Consider the following 20,551-nt stretch of genomic DNA (forward strand, 5'->3'; position numbering starts at 1 on the left):
GAATCGATTTTGTCGGTAAGATTACAGCGCAGCCTAACCGGCCGTTTTTTCGCCATTTTTGCTGTCGGTAAAACTCATCGAAGCAGAATTTACGCAGTAACGTTCACCTGTTGGTTGCGGGCCATCCGGGAAAACATGCCCTAAATGCGCCTCGCAGCTGGAACAGCGGATCTCAACGCGGTCCATATTATGCGTATTATCAGTAAGATATTTTATCGCATCGTGGTCAACAGGTTGATAAAAACTTGGCCATCCGCAACCGGATTCATACTTAGTCTCGGAGTAAAACAGAGGCGCGTTACACACTACGCAATGATAAATGCCCTGGCGAATGTTGTGCAGCAGTTTTCCCGTATACGGACGCTCGGTTCCGTGTTCTTGGGTGACATAACGTTGAATTTCAGTGAGTTGTTCGGATGCAGAAGCAGATTTGGATGCATTGCTCATGATTATCGTTCTCTGACGAATTTAAATTACAACTAAATTAACAGTTTATAATAACAAAAAATTAACAACAATTCAGCCTGTTTTGTCCTAAACTGTATGGCATCAGCGTTAGCCAGCTCCAACTTGTGATGGCGATCACACTCCTGATCTTCTTGCCCTTTATATTCTGTTTTTCGCCCCCATGTGGTTGTGAGCCGATTAAAAAAACGGAACGTGCAATAAGCGAGCAACAGTAGGTCGTCGCTTTGACTTACAGCAATAATTGACACGATTCCGCTTGACGCTCAGCAAGGTTTTTGTAATTTTACAACCAACCTTTTATTCACTAAAAAAATAGCTGGTGGAATATATGACTATCAAAGTAGGTATCAACGGTTTTGGCCGTATCGGTCGCATTGTTTTCCGTGCTGCTCAGGAACGTTCTGACATCGAGATCGTAGCAATCAACGATCTGTTAGACGCAGAATACATGGCATACATGCTGAAGTACGACTCAACTCATGGTCGTTTCAACGGTACTGTTGAAGTTAAAGACGGTCACCTGGTTGTTAACGGCAAAACCATCCGTGTTACCGCTGAGCGTGACCCAGCTAACCTGAAATGGAATGAAGTTAACGTTGATGTTGTTGCTGAAGCGACTGGTCTGTTCCTGGACGACGCAACTGCACGTAAACACATCACTGCAGGCGCTAAGAAAGTTGTTCTGACTGGTCCATCTAAAGATGACACCCCTATGTTCGTTATGGGCGTTAACCATAAAGAATACAAAGGTCAGGAAATCGTTTCTAACGCATCTTGCACCACTAACTGCCTGGCACCACTGGCTAAAGTTATCAACGACAACTTCGGTATCGTTGAAGCACTGATGACCACTGTTCATGCAACTACCGCAACTCAGAAAACTGTTGATGGCCCGTCTCACAAAGACTGGCGCGGCGGTCGCGGCGCATCTCAGAACATCATCCCTTCTTCTACCGGTGCAGCTAAAGCAGTAGGTAAAGTTATCCCTGCTCTGAACGGTAAACTGACCGGTATGGCGTTCCGCGTTCCTACTCCTAACGTTTCTGTTGTTGATCTGACTGCACGTCTGGAAAAACCAGCAACCTACAAAGAAATCTGCGCAGTAATCAAAGCAGCTTCTGAAGCAGGCGACCTGAAAGGCGTTCTGGGTTACACCGAAGACGACGTTGTTTCTACCGATTTCAACGGCGAAAAACTGACTTCAGTATTCGATGCTAAAGCAGGTATCGCGCTGAATGACAACTTTGTGAAACTGGTTTCCTGGTACGACAACGAAACTGGCTACTCAAACAAAGTACTGGATCTGATTTCTCACGTTTCCAAATAATTGGCAATGTTGATGAACTGATTGAAGGGCGACGCAAGTCGCCCTTTTGCTTTCTGTCAGTCGCACATTTTTTATCAGGCACATGAGTGCGATCAAACAGATTGATGACGTTCATCTGTAGTCTTGGTTCTTATCTTCGTAATTGTTAAAACCCTGACAGGACTTTAGATAATGACAGAACAACTCTTTTCTCTTCCGGTCGTAAACCAAATTTCAACCACTATCAGCCAGCGTCAGATTGACGAACTGCCGGTGATCGTTGTTTCTCATCCCAAAGTAAAAGCGGCTGTAGCCTTGCAAGGCGCACATTTATTGTCCTGGCAGCCTGAAGGCGAAGCGCCTGTGCTGTGGATGAGCAGCGCCAGCGCTTTCAAAGAAGGCGTCGCAATTCGTGGCGGTATTCCAATCTGCTGGCCGTGGTTTGGCCCGGCGGGTAAACCGTCTCACGGCTTTGCGCGTAACTTCGCCTGGAACCTGACCGATCACAAAGAAAGCGCTGAAGGCGTTGTTCTGACGCTGACGTTGAAAAGCTCACCAGAAAGCCTGGAACTGTGGCCACATGAATTTGTGCTGACCGCACGCTTCACTCTCGGCGCAACCTGCCACATTGAGCTGGAATCTGCCGGTGACTTCGAAGCCAACAGCGCCCTGCACACCTATTTCAACATCGGCGATATCGCGGATGCCACCGTTAAAGGCCTCGGTGCCAGCTTCATTGATAAAGTCGATGGCGCGAAACTGAAAGAAGAGGCCGGTGATCTGACCTTTACCGGGCAGACTGACCGCATCTACACCCGGCCTCAGGCGACCAGTGAAATCGTGGATCCGGTGCTGAAACGCACGCTGGTTGTTGCGCACGAAAACAACGCTGACGTTGTGGCGTGGAACCCGGGTTCTGCGCTGTCCGTAAGCATGGCCGATATGCCAGACGACGGTTACAAAACCATGGTTTGTGTTGAAACGGCGCAGGTGTCAAACAAGCATGTTTCGACCGCCGCTACACCGGCACGTCTTGCGGTGACATTCTCAATCCGCAAATAACCGGACAGATTTTCCCGTCGTAAAAACCCAGTCGTAAAAACTAAGGGGCCATCTGGCCCCTTTTGTCTGCGTCAGATTGAGCGAATTCAGACCATATCCAGCGAGGTTTTCCCACGTGGTGCCAGGAAGGCAGCATTGATCATCGCAATTTCTTCATCCGTCAGAAACAGCGTCAGCGCTGCCGCATTCTCTTTGACATGCTGTGGCTGAACGGCTTTAGGAATCGCAATCACGTTGCGGGTACGCGTCACCCAGGCCAGCGCGATTTGCGAACTGCTCACGCCGCGGGCGGTGGCAATTTTCTGCATCACCGGATTTTCCAGCACGTCATGACGCAATTTTCCAGCCTGTGCCAGCGGGCAATACGCCATTACCGGGATAGCGTGTTCTTCGCACCACGGCAAAAGGTCAAATTCGATGCCCCGTGAAGCGGCGTGATATAAAACCTGATCGGTCATACATTCCTGGCCGCCGGGGATCTTCCACAATACCTGCATATCATCGGTATCAAGATTGGACACGCCCCAGCGGCGGATTTTGCCTGATTGCTGCAACTTTTCCATCGCCGCAACGGTGTCATGTAACGGAATCGAACCACGCCAGTGCAACAGATACAGGTCTATACAATCTGTTTGCAATCTTTTGAGGCTTTGTTCGCAGGCGGTTATGGCCTTCTCCCCTCCGGCATGATGCGGATAGACTTTTGAGACCAGATACACTTCATCACGCCGTCCGGCTATTGCCTCGCCGACTACCCTTTCCGCCTCGCCGTCCGCGTACATTTCTGCAGTGTCGATCAGGGTCATACCGGCATCCAGCCCTTGTTTCAGTGCATCCACTTCGGCGCGCCGCTCACTGCGTTGTTCTCCCATAAACCAGGTGCCTTGTCCGATTGCGGGAACGCTTGTGCCATCAGGAAATTGCACGGTTTTCGCTTTCATCTGTTTCCTCCTGTCGGGTCTTCAAAATAAGTGATGAACTCGTGATGAACTATAAATGTGCAAATGGGGCGAAACGCCCCATGAATGTGCAGAGTGCGCACCAGGAAAGTGCCCACTTAATTAAAAGCTGTAGGTCACGCCGGTCCACAATACGCCAGTCCAGTCATTTTCAATGATCGGGCTGTCGGTCACTTCGCTGGCAAGACGCAAATAGCGGCCGGTCACGAAACCTTGCCAGTCCGCCGTGAAGTTGTATTTGGCTGAAATTTCAACATACGGGCTGAAGCTGTCGTCCGCAGAATAGCTGTGGAAACCGCTGCGACGGGATTCGTCTTTTGTAACGCCGTAATAGTAGTCGTTAAGATTCGAGCTAAACCAGGTCACACCAAAGCCCGGTACAACCGCCCAGTTTGCCCCTTTGATGGCATACAGGTAAGCCAGATCAGCGGTCATGCCGTTGCTGGTATCAAGCGTATCTGCATTGAAGCTGGCGCGGATTGTCCCCCACTGAGCATTATGCGAATAAGCCAGACCCGCCATCAGCGTTGAGTGGCGCTTATCCAGACGCTTCATGCGCTTATCATCGCTGTCGCTTGGGTCGAAACTTAACGGGAAGTAGCTTGCGGTGACACTCAGCTTGTTCGCATCATCGTTCCACAGGTAATAGCCTGCCATCAGGGTGTGGAAGTAGAAATCATCATTGTCGTAATTAATGATGGGCACCGGGTATACATGGTCGTTGTTGCCACGGTACGGATCAGGCGCAACTAAAGCAGAAGCACCCAACTGCCAGGTTCCTGCGACAGCTGCATGACTGAAAAGCACTGCCGAGCCCACGATGGACAGTGTTTTGAGGTTCAAAATCTTCATTGTCTTAATTCCATTAAGTAAAAAATTGTCGGTAGTGTAAATGAAGCGTAAGTGTCCCGCTTAGCATTTCTCGTTCTCAAAAAACCTTACCCTGAAAAATCGAAGCGATCGCACAATTTATCTGCAAAATATGAAATAAAAATGACTAAAGAAACAACTTCCGGTCTGTAAGGCACGTCCTGCAAGGCTTTTCAGAGCATTCCGGACAACTGAGTCATTGAAATGACTTAAAAAACGGCAAAACCAGAGAGGAAATTTTTCTAATGCCAAACTACGCTTATAAATAGATGAAAGACTTAGCCTGAACGGTAGCCCGTCCCACCGATTTATGACAGTTTTCAAATCATCGCAACTGTCAGCGTCAAAGGGGTTCTGCAAGTTGGCATAAGGGTTGCTGTATTCAGGTGGGAGATCTTTCTTCCGGGGGCTTAGCTCTCATTAACCTGTGCTATACCCAAGTCTTTGAGGTTGCGCTAACGCTTCAAAACGAAAGGTAAAATAACGAAGGACGGGCATCGTATGAACATATTTGACCATTATCGCCAGCGCTATGAGGCTGCCAAGGACGAAGAGTTCACACTGCAGGAATTTCTTACCATTGCACGGCAAGATCGCAGTGCTTATGTCAATGCGGCGGAACGTCTGTTGATGGCAATCGGTGAACCAGTGATGGTAGATACCGCGCTTGAACCACGCCTGTCGCGTTTATTCTCGAACCGTGTTGTTGCACGCTACCCTGCATTTGAAGAATTTTACGGCATGGAAGAGGCCATCGAGCAGATCGTCTCCTATCTGAAACACGCCGCGCAGGGTCTGGAAGAAAAGAAACAAATCCTCTATTTACTGGGCCCGGTGGGTGGCGGTAAATCGTCACTGGCCGAACGGCTGAAATCCCTGATGCAACGTGTACCGATTTATGTGCTGAGCGCCAACGGCGAACGCAGCCCGGTAAACGATCATCCGCTGTGCCTGTTTAATCCGCAGGAAGATGCGCATATTCTCGAAAAAGAATACAACATTCCTCCGCGCTATCTGGGCACCATCATGTCGCCATGGGCGGCAAAACGTCTGCACGAATTTGGCGGTGACATCACGAAATTCAGAGTCGTGAAAGTCTGGCCGTCAATTCTCGAACAAATTGCTATCGCCAAAACTGAGCCTGGCGATGAAAACAATCAGGACATCTCCGCGCTGGTCGGGAAAGTGGATATCCGTAAGCTGGAAAACCACGCGCAGAACGATCCGGACGCTTACGGTTATTCCGGCGCACTGTGCCGGGCAAACCAGGGTGTGATGGAATTCGTCGAGATGTTTAAGGCACCGATTAAAGTGCTGCATCCGCTGCTGACCGCCACACAGGAAGGTAACTATAACGGGACTGAGGGGATCTCTGCCCTGCCGTTCAACGGCATTATTCTGGCGCACTCCAACGAATCTGAGTGGGTGACGTTCCGCAACAACAAGAATAATGAAGCGTTCCTTGACCGTGTGTACATCGTCAAAGTGCCTTACTGCCTGCGCGTTTCTGAAGAGATGAAAATCTACGACAAACTGCTCAGCAACAGTGAACTGGCGCATGCTCCTTGCGCGCCGGGCACGTTAGAAACGCTGGCCCGATTCTCAATTCTTTCGCGTCTGAAAACGCCGGAGAACTCCAGCAGCTATTCCAAAATGCGCGTCTATGACGGCGAAAGCCTGAAAGACACCGATCCGAAAGCCAAGTCCTATCAGGAATACCGCGATTATGCGGGCGTGGACGAAGGCATGAACGGGCTGTCGACGCGTTTCGCGTTTAAAATTCTGTCCCGCGTGTTCAACTTTGATCATGTGGAAGTCGCCGCCAACCCGGTCCATCTGTTCTATGTTCTGGAACAGCAAATCGAGCGCGAGCAATTCCCGCAGGACATCGCGGAAAAATATCTGGAACACCTGAAAGGCTATCTGATCCCGAAATACGCTGAATTCATCGGCAAAGAGATCCAGACCGCTTATCTGGAGTCCTATTCAGAGTACGGGCAAAACATTTTCGACCGTTATGTCACCTACGCTGACTTCTGGATCCAGGATCAGGAATACCGCGACCCGGATACCGGCCAGCTGTTTGACCGTGAATCCCTGAACGCAGAGCTGGAAAAAATCGAAAAACCGGCGGGGATCAGTAATCCAAAAGATTTCCGTAACGAAATCGTCAACTTCGTGCTGCGTGCCCGCGCCAACAACAGCGGCCGCAATCCAAACTGGACCAGTTACGAAAAACTGCGCACGGTTATTGAGAAAAAAATGTTCTCAAATACCGAGGAATTACTGCCGGTTATCTCGTTTAACGCCAAGACGTCGACCGATGAACAGAAGAAACATGATGATTTTGTCGACAGAATGATGGAGAAAGGATATACACGCAAACAGGTTCGCCTGCTGTGTGAATGGTATCTGCGCGTAAGAAAATCCTCGTAACAGGGGATCGTTGGCAACGTCGTTTGGGGGAAATATGACGTATTTTATTGACCGACGGCTGAATGGCAAAAACAAGAGCGCGGTGAACCGCCAGCGCTTCTTGCGTCGCTATAAGTCGCAAATCAAACAGTCGATTGCCGAGGCCATTAACAAGCGTTCGGTTACCGACGTGGACAGCGGGGAGTCGGTTTCGATCCCCAATGCAGATATCAACGAACCCATGTTCCATCAGGGCCGCGGTGGCTTACGCCACCGTGTTCACCCCGGCAATGACCACTTTGTGCAGAATGACCGTATCGAACGACCGCAAGGGGGCGGTGGTGGCGGCAGTGGTCAGGGCGAAGCCAGTCAGGACGGTGAAGGCGAAGACGAGTTTTCTTTCCAGATCTCCAAAGACGAATATCTCGATCTGCTGTTTGAAGATTTGGCGCTTCCTAACCTGAGAAAAAATCAGCATAAGCAGCTGACTGAATTCAAAACCCACCGCTCCGGTTATACGTCTAACGGCGTACCGGCGAATATCAGTGTGGTGCGCTCTTTGCAAAATTCCCTGGCTCGCCGCACGGCGATGACCGCGGGGAAAAAACGGGAGCTGCGTGAACTGGAATCGACGCTGACCGAGGTCGAACACAGTGAACCGGCACAATTACTGGAAGAAGAACGGTTGCGTAAAGAAATCGCCGAGTTGCGGGCGAAAATCGCCAAAACGCCGTTCATCGACACCTTTGATTTACGTTATCGCAACTACGAGCGTCGCCCTGAGCCCTCAAGCCAGGCCGTGATGTTCTGTCTGATGGATGTCTCCGGTTCCATGGATCAGGCAACCAAAGACATGGCCAAACGTTTCTATATTCTGCTCTATCTGTTCCTGAGCCGGACGTATAAAAACGTCGACGTGGTCTATATCCGTCACCATACACAAGCCAAAGAAGTGGATGAACAGGAGTTCTTCTACTCTCAGGAAACCGGCGGGACTATCGTTTCAAGTGCACTGAAACTGATGGATGAAGTCATTCAGGAACGCTATGACCCGGCGCAGTGGAATATTTATGCCGCGCAGGCTTCCGATGGCGATAACTGGGCTGACGATTCCCCTCTGTGCCACCAGCTTCTGGCACAGAAGATCCTGCCGATGGTGCGTTATTACAGCTATATCGAAATCACCCGCCGCGCCCACCAGACGCTGTGGCGTGAATATGAAGTGTTGCAGGAGAAATTCGATAATTTCGCCATGCAGCATATCCGCGAACAGGAAGATATTTATCCGGTCTTCCGGGAACTCTTCCATAAGCAAACTGAGAACAGTTAATGTTCGACGTTAATTAAAAAGCCGGCAATCCTCGCCGGCTTTTTTACGGGTATTATCCGCATAAGAACCTGCTACGCATAAGGTTATTCGCCCACGATCACAGATTACGTTCCCGTCCGGCGTCACACTATCTTCCATAAATTTAAGACCCCAATCACCTGTGATGTTGCCTTCTTTTATTGTTGTTTTAACAAAGGTTGAGGAATACATTATGGAAAAAATTCGTATTGAAGATAGACCTGTAGAGATCGGGTTCGTAGACGGGCTTTATGTTTCATATTCAGAGGGTTATCACGAGGGAAAGGTAGAGCATATCGACCGCGATGCGTTTATTGCTTTACTGGCAAAAGAATTTAAAACCACAGCGGCAAGAATTGAGACTCAGGTGAGTCATTATATTTAAGGTCAGAACGGCCCGGTGCATAAAAAAAGCCAGAGGATCTCTCCCCTGGCCTTTTCGATAATTTCGCGAAGGAAATTACATGCCGTAAACCAGATTCACAGAAGTGACGGTGTCGGTTTTATCCGGCGCACTGGCTGGTGGTTTGGTGTTGTAAGTCACGTCATACGCAACTTTCAGCGAGAAGTGGCTATTGATAGCAACAGTCAGCGCCGTTTCTGAGTTCAGCGTGGTTTCATCGTTGGCTAATACGGAGAAGCCCTGCGTGAAACGTGCGGTATCGCTGATCTGATAACCGTAAGTCCCTGAACCGTAGGCCAGAGCACGGGTCTGGTGGCCCCCCTGCTCGAATTCATCGTGACGAACACCAGGACCAGCTTCCAGATTAAGCGTATGAACCGGACCGCTCCAGATCTGACGACCGTAACCGATGGTTGCGACATCGCGCGCGCGATAGCCGTTATAACGGTCGCTCAACCAGCTCGCCTGACCAAAGACGTAGTTCGCGTTATCCAGATTATAACGGGTACGACCGCCCGCCTGATACTTCTCGGATGAACGGACACCGGAAGAAGAAGTGTTACGCGCAGAACCCCACAGGCTGTAAGCCGTGTTGGTATCAAACCAGGTCATGGTGGTATCAGCATTCAGCGTGGAGTTGCTGGTGTTACCGGTTTGTGCACTGTAACCCGCCTGCACATTGCCTACGAATGGCTTCTTCGCCTGAGCAGGATCATCGAGCGCAGTGAAAATGGTGGTGTCTGCAAGGCTTGAAATACTATACAGCGCTGCACCGCAAATTACGGCACAAGCTGGTAAACGACGTACAACCCGAAAAAACATTTTGTTTCCCCAATAAGACTTAAGGCAAATAACGAGAGTAGACCACACGATTTATGCCATTAATTAGGATCCGTTAATCAAGCCTGACAACTCCGTTTCGATGGCACATACATACAAATATTTTTACCGCAACAAATATAACGCACTCAGCACGGGATATCTTAATAAAGCGGCTTTTTTAGATAGTTCCGAATGACATATATTTCCGGCAATAGAAACATACAAAATCATTACGTTCTCTTTCATTGATTTTTATTTCAATGCAGTTCTGTAATCATTCCTGGTGCGCCAAACTGACTTCTTGCCCTGCCGCTCTCGTCAGAGAGCTTGCGAGCCGGCGACGTACAGATTTCCGCCGAACTCGTCGCTGAATCTTGTCCTTTTGAGCGATGCGGGGTAGTTTTATCCCGATAACATCTTATTTTTGCCTCGGGTTCCTCGAAGGCAGCCTTCAGGAGGAGTGGTCATGGCTTTACAAAAAGAGATTATTCAGGCATTGCACGTTAAACCGCATATCGATGCCGCACAGGAAATCCGCGTCAGCGTCGATTTTCTCAAAAGTTACCTGCTGGCCCATCCGTTCATCAGGACACTGGTTCTGGGTATCAGCGGCGGGCAAGATTCTACTCTTACCGGCAAACTTTGCCAAACAGCAATTAGCGAATTACGCGCGGAAACGAAAGAAGATGATTACCAGTTCATCGCCGTGCGTTTGCCGTACGGCGTGCAGGCTGACGAGTCCGATTGTCAGGACGCCATCACTTTTATTCAGCCCGATCTGGTTCTGACCGTAAATATTAAAAATGCGGTGCTGGCGAGCGAAGCGACGTTACGTGAAATTGGCATTGAGCTGAGCGATTTTATCAAAGGTAATGAGAAAGCCCGTGAGCGAATGAAAGCCCAGTACAGCATCGCCGGGATGAAAAATGGCGTTGTCGTCGGGACGGATCACGCAGCCGAAGCCGTTACCGGTTTCTTCACGAAATACGGCGACGGCGGCACGGATATCAACCCGATTTTCCGCCTGAACAAACGTCAGGGCAAAGCACTGCTCAAAACGCTGGGCTGCCCGGAGCATCTGTACACCAAAGCACCGACTGCGGATCTGGAAGAAAACCGTCCTTCCCTGCCGGATGAAGTTGCGCTGGGCGTGACCTACGAGCTGATCGACGATTATCTTGAAGGCAAAAAAGTGGATGACAGCGTCGCGGCGATTATCGAAGGCTGGTATCTGCGCACTGAACATAAACGTCAGCCGCCGATCACGGTGTTCGATGATTTCTGGAAGAAAAAGTAATTTCTGTCGGCAATCTCTGTAACGGGCACGTATTCCGTGTCCGTTTATTCTACCGGTGTCTCCCTTTCGGCTCTGAAATCACAAGTTACTTTCCATTCATTAACGAAATCATTACCCTTAGTCCCCTTCCGGACTGACTGACAGTGATGTTTCCAATGCAAAAATTCCTTTTTCTGCTGCTGAGCCTGGTATTGCTCGGCCCTCTGGGTATCGACCTGTACCTGCCCGCCATCCCGGCGATTGCCCTCGGTTTGCAAAGCACCGAAGCGGTAATTCAGTCTTCGATTTCGTTATTCATACTGGTGATGGGATTAGGGCAACTGGTCGCCGGTCCGCTGGTGGATAAGTTTGGACGTCGCCCGATCGCGATTATCGGCATCGTGGTTTATCTGGCGGGCGCAATTATCGCGGCAACGTCGGTTGCGCCGTGGATGTTCCTGTTATCCCGTGTGGTTCAGGGGCTGGCCGTGTGCTGTACGTCGGTGGTAATTTTCAGCGGTGTGCGTGACCGCATGAGCGGCAACGATGCCGCCCGCGCCTACGGTTTCCTCAACGGAACGCTCAATATTATCCCCGCGCTTGCACCGCTGATTGGCGGCCTGATTGCGCAATATTATGGCTGGCGTGCGCCGTTCTGGGCGCTGGCCGGTTACACCGTTGCGGTCATGCTGCTGGTCATTTTCAAACTGCCGGAAACCCGCCCGGCGGATACCCAAACCAACTCCGGCCTGCCGTTTCGCCAGTACGCGCGGATCCTGTCGGATACACGTTTCATCACTTTTGCCGCAGTTAACGCCGGTGCGATGGGCATGGCGCTGACCTACGTCTCGCTCGCGCCGACCGTGCTGATGAACGTCGCAGGCCTCACACCGTTAGAATTTTCCATTGTGTTCGGTGCAAACGGCTTCTGGATTATGGCAGTGAGTTTTATTGCCAACCGTATTATCCGCAAAGTGGGACGCCCGGTGTGTCTGAAAGCCGGCGGTATCCTGATGTTTATCGGTTGTCTGGGGCTGATTGCCGGGATCACGCTGGTGCCACCGGCAGAACAAACCGCGACCTGGTTATATATGCTGCCGGTTGCCAGCGCCTGTGCAGGTTTAGCGTTCCTGATGGGGCCAGCCACCAGCTACGCGCTGGAGCCGTTCTCAAGTGAAGCCGGTGTGGCGTCTGCGCTGGTCGGTTCGGTGCAGATGGCCGGTGGCGCACTGCTCGGCTTTATTGCGATGGCGTTGCCGTTACAACCTAAGCTGAGCCTTGCGCTGGTAATGCTGGCGGGAGGATGTCTGGCAATGCTGGCGCGTCGTGCCAGTAAGAAATCGACGGGCCAGCTGACCCGTCTGGAAAACTAAAATACCTTACCCGACGGTGTTTACCGGTACGCGTGGTGCGAGCGCACTCAGCAACTCGTAGCCCAGCGTACCGGCAGCCGTCGCCACATCATCTACCGGCAAATTACTCCCCCACAGTTCGACCGGCGCACCGATTTGTGCCTGCGGACACGGCGTTAAATCCAGCGCCAGCATATCCATCGAAACCGTTCCTACTGTTTCTGTTCTCACGCCATCCACCCAAACCGGCGTGCCGGAAGGCGCATGCCGCGGATAGCCATCGGCATAACCGCAGGCCACCACGCCCACACGCTGAGATTGTCCGGCACGATAACGCCCGCCATACCCGACGCGGTCACCTGCATTAAGCGCCTGCACGGCGATCAGTTCACTTTTCAGCGTCATCACCGGTTGCAGCCCGGTTTGGGCGATGTCCTGCCACTGCCCGCTCGGTGATGCGCCGTACAAAATAATCCCCGGGCGGATCCAGTCATAATGCGTCGACGGATGCCAGAGTGTTGCCGCCGAATTGGCAAGACAGCGCGGGCCGGAAATATTTTGCCCGGCCAGATTTACGGCCGCCATCTGCGCATCAACGCCTTCAACGCTGTCCGCCGTGGCGAAGTGACTCATCAGCGTGATTTCCCCGACCTGCTTCAGCTCACGCAGCTGATGCCAGACATCGCTGACGCGCGCCGGTGCAAATCCCAGACGGTTCATACCGCTGTTCACTTTCAGATAAACATTCACCGGCTGGCTGAGGTTTGCCTGTGCCAGCGCCTGAATTTGCCAGTCGCTGTGTACAGACGTCGTCAGGCGATAGTGGTCAATTGTGATTAAATCAGCGGGAGAAAAGAAGCCTTCCAGCAGCAGGATCGGCCCCTGCCAGCCGGATTCACGCAGTAATATTGCTTCGTTGAAATCGAGTAATGCGAAACCCTCCGTGGCCGACAGGCTTTTCCAGATACGGGAGATTCCGTGGCCGTATCCGTTGGCTTTCACCACCGACCAGACTTTGCTGTTGGGGGCAAAACCGCGGATAACATTGAGATTTTGGGATAACGCAGACAGAGATAATGTGGCTGAAATCGGGCGAGGCATACCAGCTCCGGCAAAGTGCAAAGTAACGCCCGCACGGCGTCAGCCACCGCGCGGGGGAAGGAAAACCGGTTTTTAAGCCACCGGGTGCATTTTATGCGGGCCAGCCGGACGGGCGATAAAACCGGGGCTGTAACGCTCAACCGATAAATCATCAGACGGAATAGCCGGTGTCACGCCGGACATAATATCCGATAACAGCTGACCGGAACCGCAGGCCATTGTCCAGCCGAGCGTGCCGTGGCCGGTATTCAGATACAGATTTTTGATGCGCGTACGGCCCACAATCGGCGTGCCGTCAGGCGTCATCGGGCGCAAGCCTGTCCAGAAAGTCGCCGCCTCCACGTTGCCGCCGTTCGGATAGAGATCTTTAACCACCATTTCCAGCGTTTCGCGACGCGCCTGCGCCAGCTTCAGGTTAAAACCAACAATTTCTGCCATCCCGCCGACACGGATACGGTTATCAAAACGCGTAATCGCAATTTTATAGGTCTCATCCAGCACGGTAGAAACCGGTGCAGAAGCCGGATCAGTGATCGGAATTGTCAGCGAATAGCCTTTCAGCGGATACACCGGAATGGAAACCAGATCTGCCAGCAGAGCGGTGGAATAAGAACCGAATGCCACCACATAAGCCTCCGCCTTCACCAGCTCGTCGCCACATTGCACGCCGGTAATCTCGCCGTTTTCAACATGCAGTTTATCGACCGTCAGGTTAAATTCGAATTTCACGCCAGCCTGCCGCGCCATGTCCGCCAGCGTGCGGGTGAACAACTGACAGTCGCCGGTTTCATCGTTAGGCAAACGCAGGCCGCCGGTCAGCTTGTGCGCGACCTGCGCCAGAGCCGGTTCTGCCGTCGCCAGCTGGCTCGATTCCAGCAACTGATACGGGACACCGGCGTCCTCGAGTACCGCGATATCTTTCGCCGCGCTCTCAAACTGTTGCGCCGTACGGAACAATTGCAACGTACCGCCCTGACGGCCTTCGTACTGAATACCGGTTTCTTCGCGCAACGCCTTCATGCAATCGCGGCTGTATTCCGCCAGACGGACCATGCGGCTTTTATTGGTCTGATAATGGTTCATGTCGCAGTTACGCAGCATTTGCCACATCCATTTCAGCTGGAACTGGGTTCCGTCCAGACGAATTGCCAGCGGCGCATGCTTCTGGAACATCCATTTGATTGCTTTTACAGGAACGCCTGGAGCCGCCCACGGTGCAGCATAGCCCGGTGAGATCTGCCCCGCATTCCCCGCACTGGTTTCTTCCGCAGGCCCGGACTGACGATCGATAACCGTCACATCATGTCCCGCCTTAGCCAGATACCATGCACTGGCGACACCGACCACACCACTGCCTAAAATCACCACACGCATATCGACTCCACTCCACGACAAAACAAAGCATAATATTCTGATGACAGGAAATTAACCTGACTGCGAAAAATCGCCAACACAGGCGTTCATAACCGTGAGTTGTTTCACATTTATTTATCGTTCATGGCGGGATTTTTTTCAATAGCTGCAAATAAATAACGATATCCCGCAACATTCCGGCTTTGCAGAGAGAAAGTTATGGTTTTTTGACTGCATTGACTGCATTGATGTCATCAGCCGCTTCCACTTTCGCGCCGGGTTTGGCGGCGGTCTTTTATTCTTGTATACAAGCAATATTTCAGCACAAATCACTACCATTATTGCAGTGTGTGACATTACCTGATATCCCTCACCTCAAACCGGGTTAATGCTTGCAGGGAGTTTATAAAACGGTTTTTAACCTGAACGGGACTGCATAAGAAGCTGGCTCCACGCAAACTGTCCGTCTGCATGTCCAGCCCGAAATGTGAGCAACATCGCAATCGTTCGATTAGTGACCTACACTTCGAAAGTTTCATAACACGCACCGTTCATTTCAGCGACATTCATTCAGCGATAAGGAGTCACCAGTGAATAACTCAAACTTTCTGAAGCTCAAAGATGGCACGCAACTCTTTTATAAAGACTGGGGAAGCGGCCAGCCGGTAGTTTTCAGCCATGGCTGGCCGTTATCCGGCGATGCATTCGAAGATCAGATGCTGTTTCTGGCGGAGAAAGGCTTTCGTGTAATTGCGCATGATCGCCGCGGACACGGGCGCTCCTCGCAACCGTGGGACGGGCACAATATGGATCAGTACGGCGATGACCTGGCCGAACTGACTGCCCATTTGGATTTGAAAGACGCTGTGCATATCGGGCATTCGACCGGCGGCGGCGAAGTCGCGCGTTATATTGGCCGCCACGGTACGGCGCGCGTTGCCAAAGCCGTGCTGATTGGTGCGGTGCCACCGATTATGGTCAAAACGGATTTCAATCCGGCCGGTCTGCCGCTTTCCGTATTCGACGGCATCCGCGACGGCGTACAAAAAGACCGTTCGCAGTTTTTCCTGGATTTGCCAGATGCCTTTTTCGGCTTTAACCGCGGAGGGGCAAAGGTCTCAGAAGGTTTGCGTCAGAGTTTCTGGCGTCAGGGCATGCAGGCGTCAGTCAAAGCACTTTATGATTGCGTGAAAGCTTTCTCTGAAACCGACCAGCGTGAAGACCTGAAAAAAATAACTATTCCGACGCTGGTCATCTACGGTGACGATGACCAGATTGTGCCCCCGGCCTCTTCCAGCGAAGCCGCGCTCAAGCTTCTTCCACACGGAAAAGGCAAAGTCTATCCGGGCGCATCGCACGGTTTATGCAGCACACATAAAGATCAGATTAATGAAGATTTATTAGAATTTATCCGCAGTTAATACCGCGTTACCCCGCTTTCACCTGTCTGAAACTGACCCAAAGCCCTGCTCTTTGCGGCTTTGGGTCTTCATCGCACACCGATTGACAGCCCCTTTCCATCAGGATATAGATTTGATGAGGAATGGATTCATGGTGTTTATCCTGCAGCACACTCAGATTGAGCTACGATTATCAAAGGACGTGCGAAATCTTAAGAAAAGGTTGTGAATCAAACACTCTGTAGCGTCCATAACTGAATGAGGGTGCGGCTTATGACGACAGTGACCCAAAAGAAAAAAACTGAGGACAAACGTCTTAGCGATGGACCGGACTGGACGTTTGAGTTATTGCAAACCTATCTCGAAGAAATTGACCGGGTCGCCAAGTCGTACCGGCTGGAGACGTATCCGCATCAAATCGAGATCATCACTTCTGAACAAATGATGGATGCTTATTCCAGCATCGGCATGCCCATCAACTACACACACTGGTCGTTCGGCAAGAAATTCATTGAAACCGAGCAACTTTATAAACACGGACAGCAAGGTCTGGCGTACGAAATCGTCATCAACTCCAACCCGTGTATCGCCTATCTCATGGAAGAAAACACCATCACGATGCAGGCGCTGGTCATGGCGCACGCCTGTTACGGCCATAACTCTTTCTTCAAAAATAACTATCTGTTTAAAAGCTGGACCGACGCCAGCTCGATTGTCGATTATCTGCTGTTTGCCAAACGCTATATCAGCGAATGCGAAGAGCGTTATGGTGTCGATGAAGTGGAACGATTGCTCGATTCCTGCCATGCGCTGATGAATTATGGCGTTGACCGCTATAAACGCCCGCAGAAGATTTCTTTGCAGGAAGAACTGGCGCGGCAGAAAAGCCGTGAAGAGTATCTGCAAAGTCAGGTGAATTCGCTGTGGAAAACGCTGCCGCGCAAAGACAGCGTGGATGCCCCGGAACAGGCGCGCCGCTTCCCTTCTGAGCCGCAGGAAAATCTGCTGTATTTCATGGAGAAAAACGCGCCACTGCTGGAATCCTGGCAACGGGAAATTTTGCGCATTGTGCGTAAAATCAGCCAGTACTTCTATCCGCAAAAACAGACTCAGGTGATGAACGAAGGCTGGGCGACATTCTGGCACTACACCATTTTGAATCATCTGTATGACGAAGGAAAAGTCTCGGATCGTTTCATTCTGGAGTTCCTGCACAGCCACACCAATGTGGTGTATCAGCCGCCGTATAACAGCCCGTATTACAGCGGGATCAACCCGTATGCGCTGGGCTTCGCGATGTTCCAGGATATCAAACGTATCTGTCAGGAACCGACCGAAGAAGACCGCTACTGGTTCCCGGATATCGCCGGTTCAGACTGGCTGACGACGCTGCATTTCGCGATGCGGGACTTCAAAGATGAAAGCTTTATCAGCCAGTTCCTGTCACCAAAAGTGATGCGTGATTTCCGTCTGTTTACTGTGCTCGATGACGATCATAATAATTATCTGGAAATCGCGGCAATTCATAACGAGGAAGGTTATCGCGCGATACGGCAGGAATTGTCGGCGCAATATAATCTGAGTAACCACGAACCGAATATTCAGGTCTGGAATGTTGATCTGCGCGGTGACCGTTCGCTGACGCTGCGATATATCCCGCAAGACCGCGCGCCGCTGGACAAGAGCCGCCGTGAAGTGATGAAACACGTTCACCGTCTGTGGGGCTTCGATGTATTTATCGAGCAGCTCAACGAAGACGGCAGCGTGGAATTGCTGGAACGTTGCCCGCCACGGCCAACGCCGCTCTGACCGGCACACTGTTCAGAGCAGGCAAATTCAGGCATTAAAAAAGGGCGCTAAGCGCCCTTTCTCATTTCAACAGAACCCGCAAAAAATCAGCGTTTCTGTTCGGTCAGATCACCCGGCATAGTGCCCTGCATGCTGTGCCAGATTTCACCACTCTGACGGCCATAATTACGCACGCAATCCACAATCTGCTCGTAACTTTTTTCGTGGCAAATGTCGGACAATTTTTTGTAGAAAGTAATCGCCAGTTTACGCGCTTCCGGGTTGGAGAAGTAATAACGGCCGACGCGCGTATACAGACCACGCAGCCCGTTAATAATCAGACCGTAAATCGGATTACCGGATGCAAAGGCCAGACCGCGGAAAATACCGTAATCCAGTGCCGTAAAGGCTTCAGCCTGATCTTCCACTTCGGCGGCTTTCGCCAGCACCTGCTGCGTTTCTTCCGGATTCGTCCGCATCGCTTTGCGGATAAAAATGGTCGCGATATTGGTACGAACCGACAGAAGATTGTCGATGAGCTGCGGAACGCTGTCGTGATCAAGTCGCGCCAGCGTTTCCAGAATATTCAGACCCGAAGTTTCCCAGAAGTTGTTCACTTTCGTCGGTTTGCCGTGCTGAATGGTCAGCCAGCCATCACGGGCAAGACGTTGTAAAACCTCACGTAATGTGGTTCGGGTTACGCCAATGAGTTCTGAAAGTTCCCGCTCCGCAGGCAAGATTGAACCCGGCGGAAACCGGCTGTTCCAGATACTTTCGATGATGTACTCTTCGGCAAAACCGGCAGGACTTTGTGCCTTAATAACCATGTGTTTGTCGTTCCGTGTGAGGCATTTATCAGGGATATAGTCGAGCTCATCATACCAGATGAAAATCAGCGGTTATAGCGCCCAGACGGAACTAATGTTGAAACTGTGCAGGGGTTGGCAGAATTTCCCTTTTTTGAAGGACTTAATATTACACCGCCGCAGGAGAAAATTTTTCACCGGAGTATTACACTGGTCTATCTTTCTGATACCGCAGCAAAATAACCCTAAAGGACCGCTGGGAATTATGGATACAACCTTCCGCCACGCATTGATTAAAAACTTTCTCGGGCAATCCCCTGGCTGGTACAAAATAGCCATTCTGGCCTTTCTGATTATTAACCCGCTGGTGTTCTTTCTGGTCAGCCCTTTCCTGGCGGGCTGGTTACTGATGATTGAATTCATCTTCACGCTCGGTATGGCGCTCAAATGCTATCCGCTGCAACCGGGCGGCTTGCTGGCCATTGAAGCCGTGATGATAGGTATGACCCGTGCTGAAAGGGTTCGCGAAGAAGTAGCGGGCAATCTGGAAGTGATTTTGCTGCTGATTTTCATGGTTGCCGGTATCTACTTTATGAAGCAGCTGCTTCTGACGGTTTTCACCAAACTTCTGCTGAACCTGCGTAACAAAATCGCCCTCTCGCTGGCTTTTTGTTTCGCCGCCGCTTTCCTTTCCGCCTTCCTGGATGCGCTGACGGTCATTGCCGTGGTCATCAGCGTTTCCGTAGGGTTCTATTCGATTTATCACAACGTCGCGTCCGCTCAGGGCGGAAATGCAGAAGCCAGCGGCGTTCTGGAACAGTTCCGCGCATTTTTACGCAGCCTGATGATGCATGCCGGCGTAGGTACCGCGCTGGGCGGCGTCATGACGATGGTCGGCGAGCCACAAAACCTGATCATCGCGAAGGCCGCCGGATGGCAGTTCACTGATTTTCTGATCCGCATGTCACCGGTCAGCGTGCCGGTGTTCATTTGCGGTTTTATCGTCTGCGCGCTGGTCGAACGTTTCCGCCTGTTTGGTTATGGCGCAAAGTTGCCACAACCGGTCTTCGAGGTTCTCAAACAGTACGACCAGAAAAATACCGAAAACAGCACACGTCAGGAACGTATCAAACTGGCCGTGCAGGCGCTGATTGGCGTATGGCTGATTATCGCGCTCGCGTTTCATCTGGCCGAAGTCGGGCTGATCGGGCTGTCCGTGATTATCTTCGCGACGGCATTTTGCGGCGTGACGGACGAACATGCGATCGGCAAAGCATTTCAGGATTCCCTGCCGTTTACCGCGCTGCTGGTGGTATTTTTTGCGGTAGTCGCCGTGATTGTCGATCAGCACTTATTCAGCCCGATTGTGAATTTCGTGCTGCAATCTGCGCCCGCCAATCAGCTTTCGCTGTTCTATCTGTTCAACGGATTGCTTTCTTCTGTTTCCGATAATGTCTTCGTCGGTACGGTTTATATCAATGAAGCGAAATCAGCGCTGGAAAACGGTGCCATTAATCTGAAACAGTTTGAGATGCTGGCGGTCGCCATTAATACCGGAACAAACCTGCCTTCCGTCGCGACACCGAACGGTCAGGCGGCATTTCTGTTCCTGCTGACGTCCGCCCTTGCCCCGCTGATCCGCCTTTCATATGGCCGGATGGTGTGGATGGCGCTGCCTTACACGATTGTGATGACGCTCGCAGGTCTGCTTTGTGTGCAATTCCTGCTGCCGGAAATGACGCAGTGGTACACCGACATGGGATGGCTGGCACTTTCCTCATTACATTGACCGCCACGAGGATCAGGTGGGTAATTCTGTGCC

The 20,551-nt window shown here is 51.3% G+C and carries 17 protein-coding genes; 10 read left to right on the forward strand and 7 right to left on the reverse strand.

Annotated elements, in window-relative coordinates:
• Positions 1–33 precede the first annotated feature (33 nt).
• Positions 34–447, reverse strand: coding sequence for a peptide-methionine (R)-S-oxide reductase MsrB (gene msrB, locus KWG64_RS15090; protein ID WP_218522338.1), 414 nt, complete (start codon positions 445–447; stop codon positions 34–36).
• A gap of 349 nt (positions 448–796) precedes the next feature.
• Between msrB and gapA the strand changes: the two genes are divergently transcribed.
• Both gapA and KWG64_RS15100 read left to right on the forward strand, forming a co-directional pair.
• The gene (gene gapA / locus KWG64_RS15095; RefSeq protein WP_193333173.1) at positions 797–1,795 is read left to right on the forward strand and encodes a glyceraldehyde-3-phosphate dehydrogenase; all 999 of its coding nucleotides are present in this window, start codon (positions 797–799) and stop codon (positions 1,793–1,795) included.
• Between the two features lie 171 nt (positions 1,796–1,966).
• Positions 1,967–2,836, forward strand: a complete 870-nt coding sequence (locus KWG64_RS15100) for a D-hexose-6-phosphate mutarotase (RefSeq protein ID WP_218522339.1) — start codon at positions 1,967–1,969, stop codon at positions 2,834–2,836.
• An 86-nt stretch (positions 2,837–2,922) separates the two neighbouring features.
• On the opposite strand, the gene KWG64_RS15105 is transcribed toward KWG64_RS15100, so the two are convergent.
• Positions 2,923–3,777 carry an aldo/keto reductase gene (locus tag KWG64_RS15105; RefSeq protein ID WP_218522340.1) on the reverse strand — a complete coding sequence of 285 codons (855 nt, stop codon included), beginning with the start codon at positions 3,775–3,777 and terminating at the stop codon, positions 2,923–2,925.
• A 120-nt stretch (positions 3,778–3,897) separates the two neighbouring features.
• Positions 3,898–4,647 carry a MipA/OmpV family protein gene (locus KWG64_RS15110; RefSeq protein WP_195823168.1) on the reverse strand — a complete coding sequence of 250 codons (750 nt, stop codon included), beginning with the start codon at positions 4,645–4,647 and terminating at the stop codon, positions 3,898–3,900.
• Between the two features lie 519 nt (positions 4,648–5,166).
• Between KWG64_RS15110 and yeaG the strand changes: the two genes are divergently transcribed.
• The 3 genes from yeaG (at position 5,167) to KWG64_RS15125 (ending at position 8,813) form a co-directional block, all read left to right on the forward strand.
• Positions 5,167–7,101, forward strand: coding sequence for a protein kinase YeaG (yeaG, locus tag KWG64_RS15115; protein ID WP_152327088.1), 1,935 nt, complete (start codon positions 5,167–5,169; stop codon positions 7,099–7,101).
• A gap of 34 nt (positions 7,102–7,135) precedes the next feature.
• On the forward strand, positions 7,136–8,410 hold the full coding sequence (locus tag KWG64_RS15120) for a YeaH/YhbH family protein (protein ID WP_195815261.1): 1,275 nt from the start codon (positions 7,136–7,138) through the stop codon (positions 8,408–8,410).
• Positions 8,411–8,621: 211 nt separating this feature from the next.
• Entirely contained in the window at positions 8,622–8,813 is a 192-nt protein-coding gene (locus KWG64_RS15125) for a hypothetical protein (protein ID WP_218522341.1), read from the forward strand.
• Positions 8,814–8,888: 75 nt separating this feature from the next.
• Here the strand turns inward: KWG64_RS15125 and KWG64_RS15130 are convergent, their stop codons facing one another.
• A complete protein-coding gene (locus KWG64_RS15130) occupies positions 8,889–9,653 on the reverse strand; it encodes a YdiY family protein (protein WP_195815259.1) in 765 nt (254 codons plus the stop codon).
• A 466-nt stretch (positions 9,654–10,119) separates the two neighbouring features.
• Here KWG64_RS15130 and nadE point away from each other — a divergent pair, with 466 nt between their 5' ends.
• Together nadE and KWG64_RS15140 are read left to right on the forward strand one after the other, a co-directional pair.
• On the forward strand, positions 10,120–10,950 hold the full coding sequence (gene nadE, locus KWG64_RS15135) for an ammonia-dependent NAD(+) synthetase (protein WP_218522342.1): 831 nt from the start codon (positions 10,120–10,122) through the stop codon (positions 10,948–10,950).
• A gap of 155 nt (positions 10,951–11,105) precedes the next feature.
• Complete coding sequence (locus tag KWG64_RS15140; RefSeq protein ID WP_218522343.1) at positions 11,106–12,302, forward strand: multidrug effflux MFS transporter; 1,197 nt, start codon at positions 11,106–11,108, stop codon at positions 12,300–12,302.
• Between the two features lie 6 nt (positions 12,303–12,308).
• Here the strand turns inward: KWG64_RS15140 and dadX are convergent, their stop codons facing one another.
• A complete protein-coding gene (gene dadX, locus KWG64_RS15145; RefSeq protein WP_218522344.1) occupies positions 12,309–13,382 on the reverse strand; it encodes a catabolic alanine racemase DadX in 1,074 nt (357 codons plus the stop codon).
• Between the two features lie 72 nt (positions 13,383–13,454).
• Positions 13,455–14,756 (reverse strand): D-amino acid dehydrogenase, encoded by a 1,302-nt coding sequence (locus tag KWG64_RS15150; protein ID WP_218522345.1) that lies wholly within the window; start codon positions 14,754–14,756, stop codon positions 13,455–13,457.
• A 569-nt stretch (positions 14,757–15,325) separates the two neighbouring features.
• On the opposite strand from KWG64_RS15150, the gene KWG64_RS15155 reads away from it, so the two are divergent.
• Positions 15,326–16,156 (forward strand): alpha/beta fold hydrolase, encoded by an 831-nt coding sequence (locus tag KWG64_RS15155; RefSeq protein WP_218522346.1) that lies wholly within the window; start codon positions 15,326–15,328, stop codon positions 16,154–16,156.
• 252 nt (positions 16,157–16,408) lie between these two features.
• A complete protein-coding gene (locus tag KWG64_RS15160; RefSeq protein WP_152327078.1) occupies positions 16,409–17,944 on the forward strand; it encodes a SpoVR family protein in 1,536 nt (511 codons plus the stop codon).
• 86 nt (positions 17,945–18,030) lie between these two features.
• Here KWG64_RS15160 and fadR read toward each other — a convergent pair whose 3' ends face one another.
• Positions 18,031–18,750: a fatty acid metabolism transcriptional regulator FadR gene (gene fadR, locus KWG64_RS15165; protein WP_217153178.1), complete on the reverse strand. Its 720-nt coding sequence runs from the start codon at positions 18,748–18,750 to the stop codon at positions 18,031–18,033.
• A 244-nt stretch (positions 18,751–18,994) separates the two neighbouring features.
• Here fadR and nhaB point away from each other — a divergent pair, with 244 nt between their 5' ends.
• A complete protein-coding gene (gene nhaB / locus KWG64_RS15170) occupies positions 18,995–20,518 on the forward strand; it encodes a sodium/proton antiporter NhaB (RefSeq protein ID WP_218522347.1) in 1,524 nt (507 codons plus the stop codon).
• The last annotated feature ends 33 nt before the right edge of the window (positions 20,519–20,551 follow it).

It is taken from the genome of Rahnella sp. PD12R, assembly GCF_019200965.1.
In the GTDB taxonomy this organism is placed as follows: Bacteria; Pseudomonadota; Gammaproteobacteria; order Enterobacterales; family Enterobacteriaceae; genus Rahnella; species Rahnella laticis.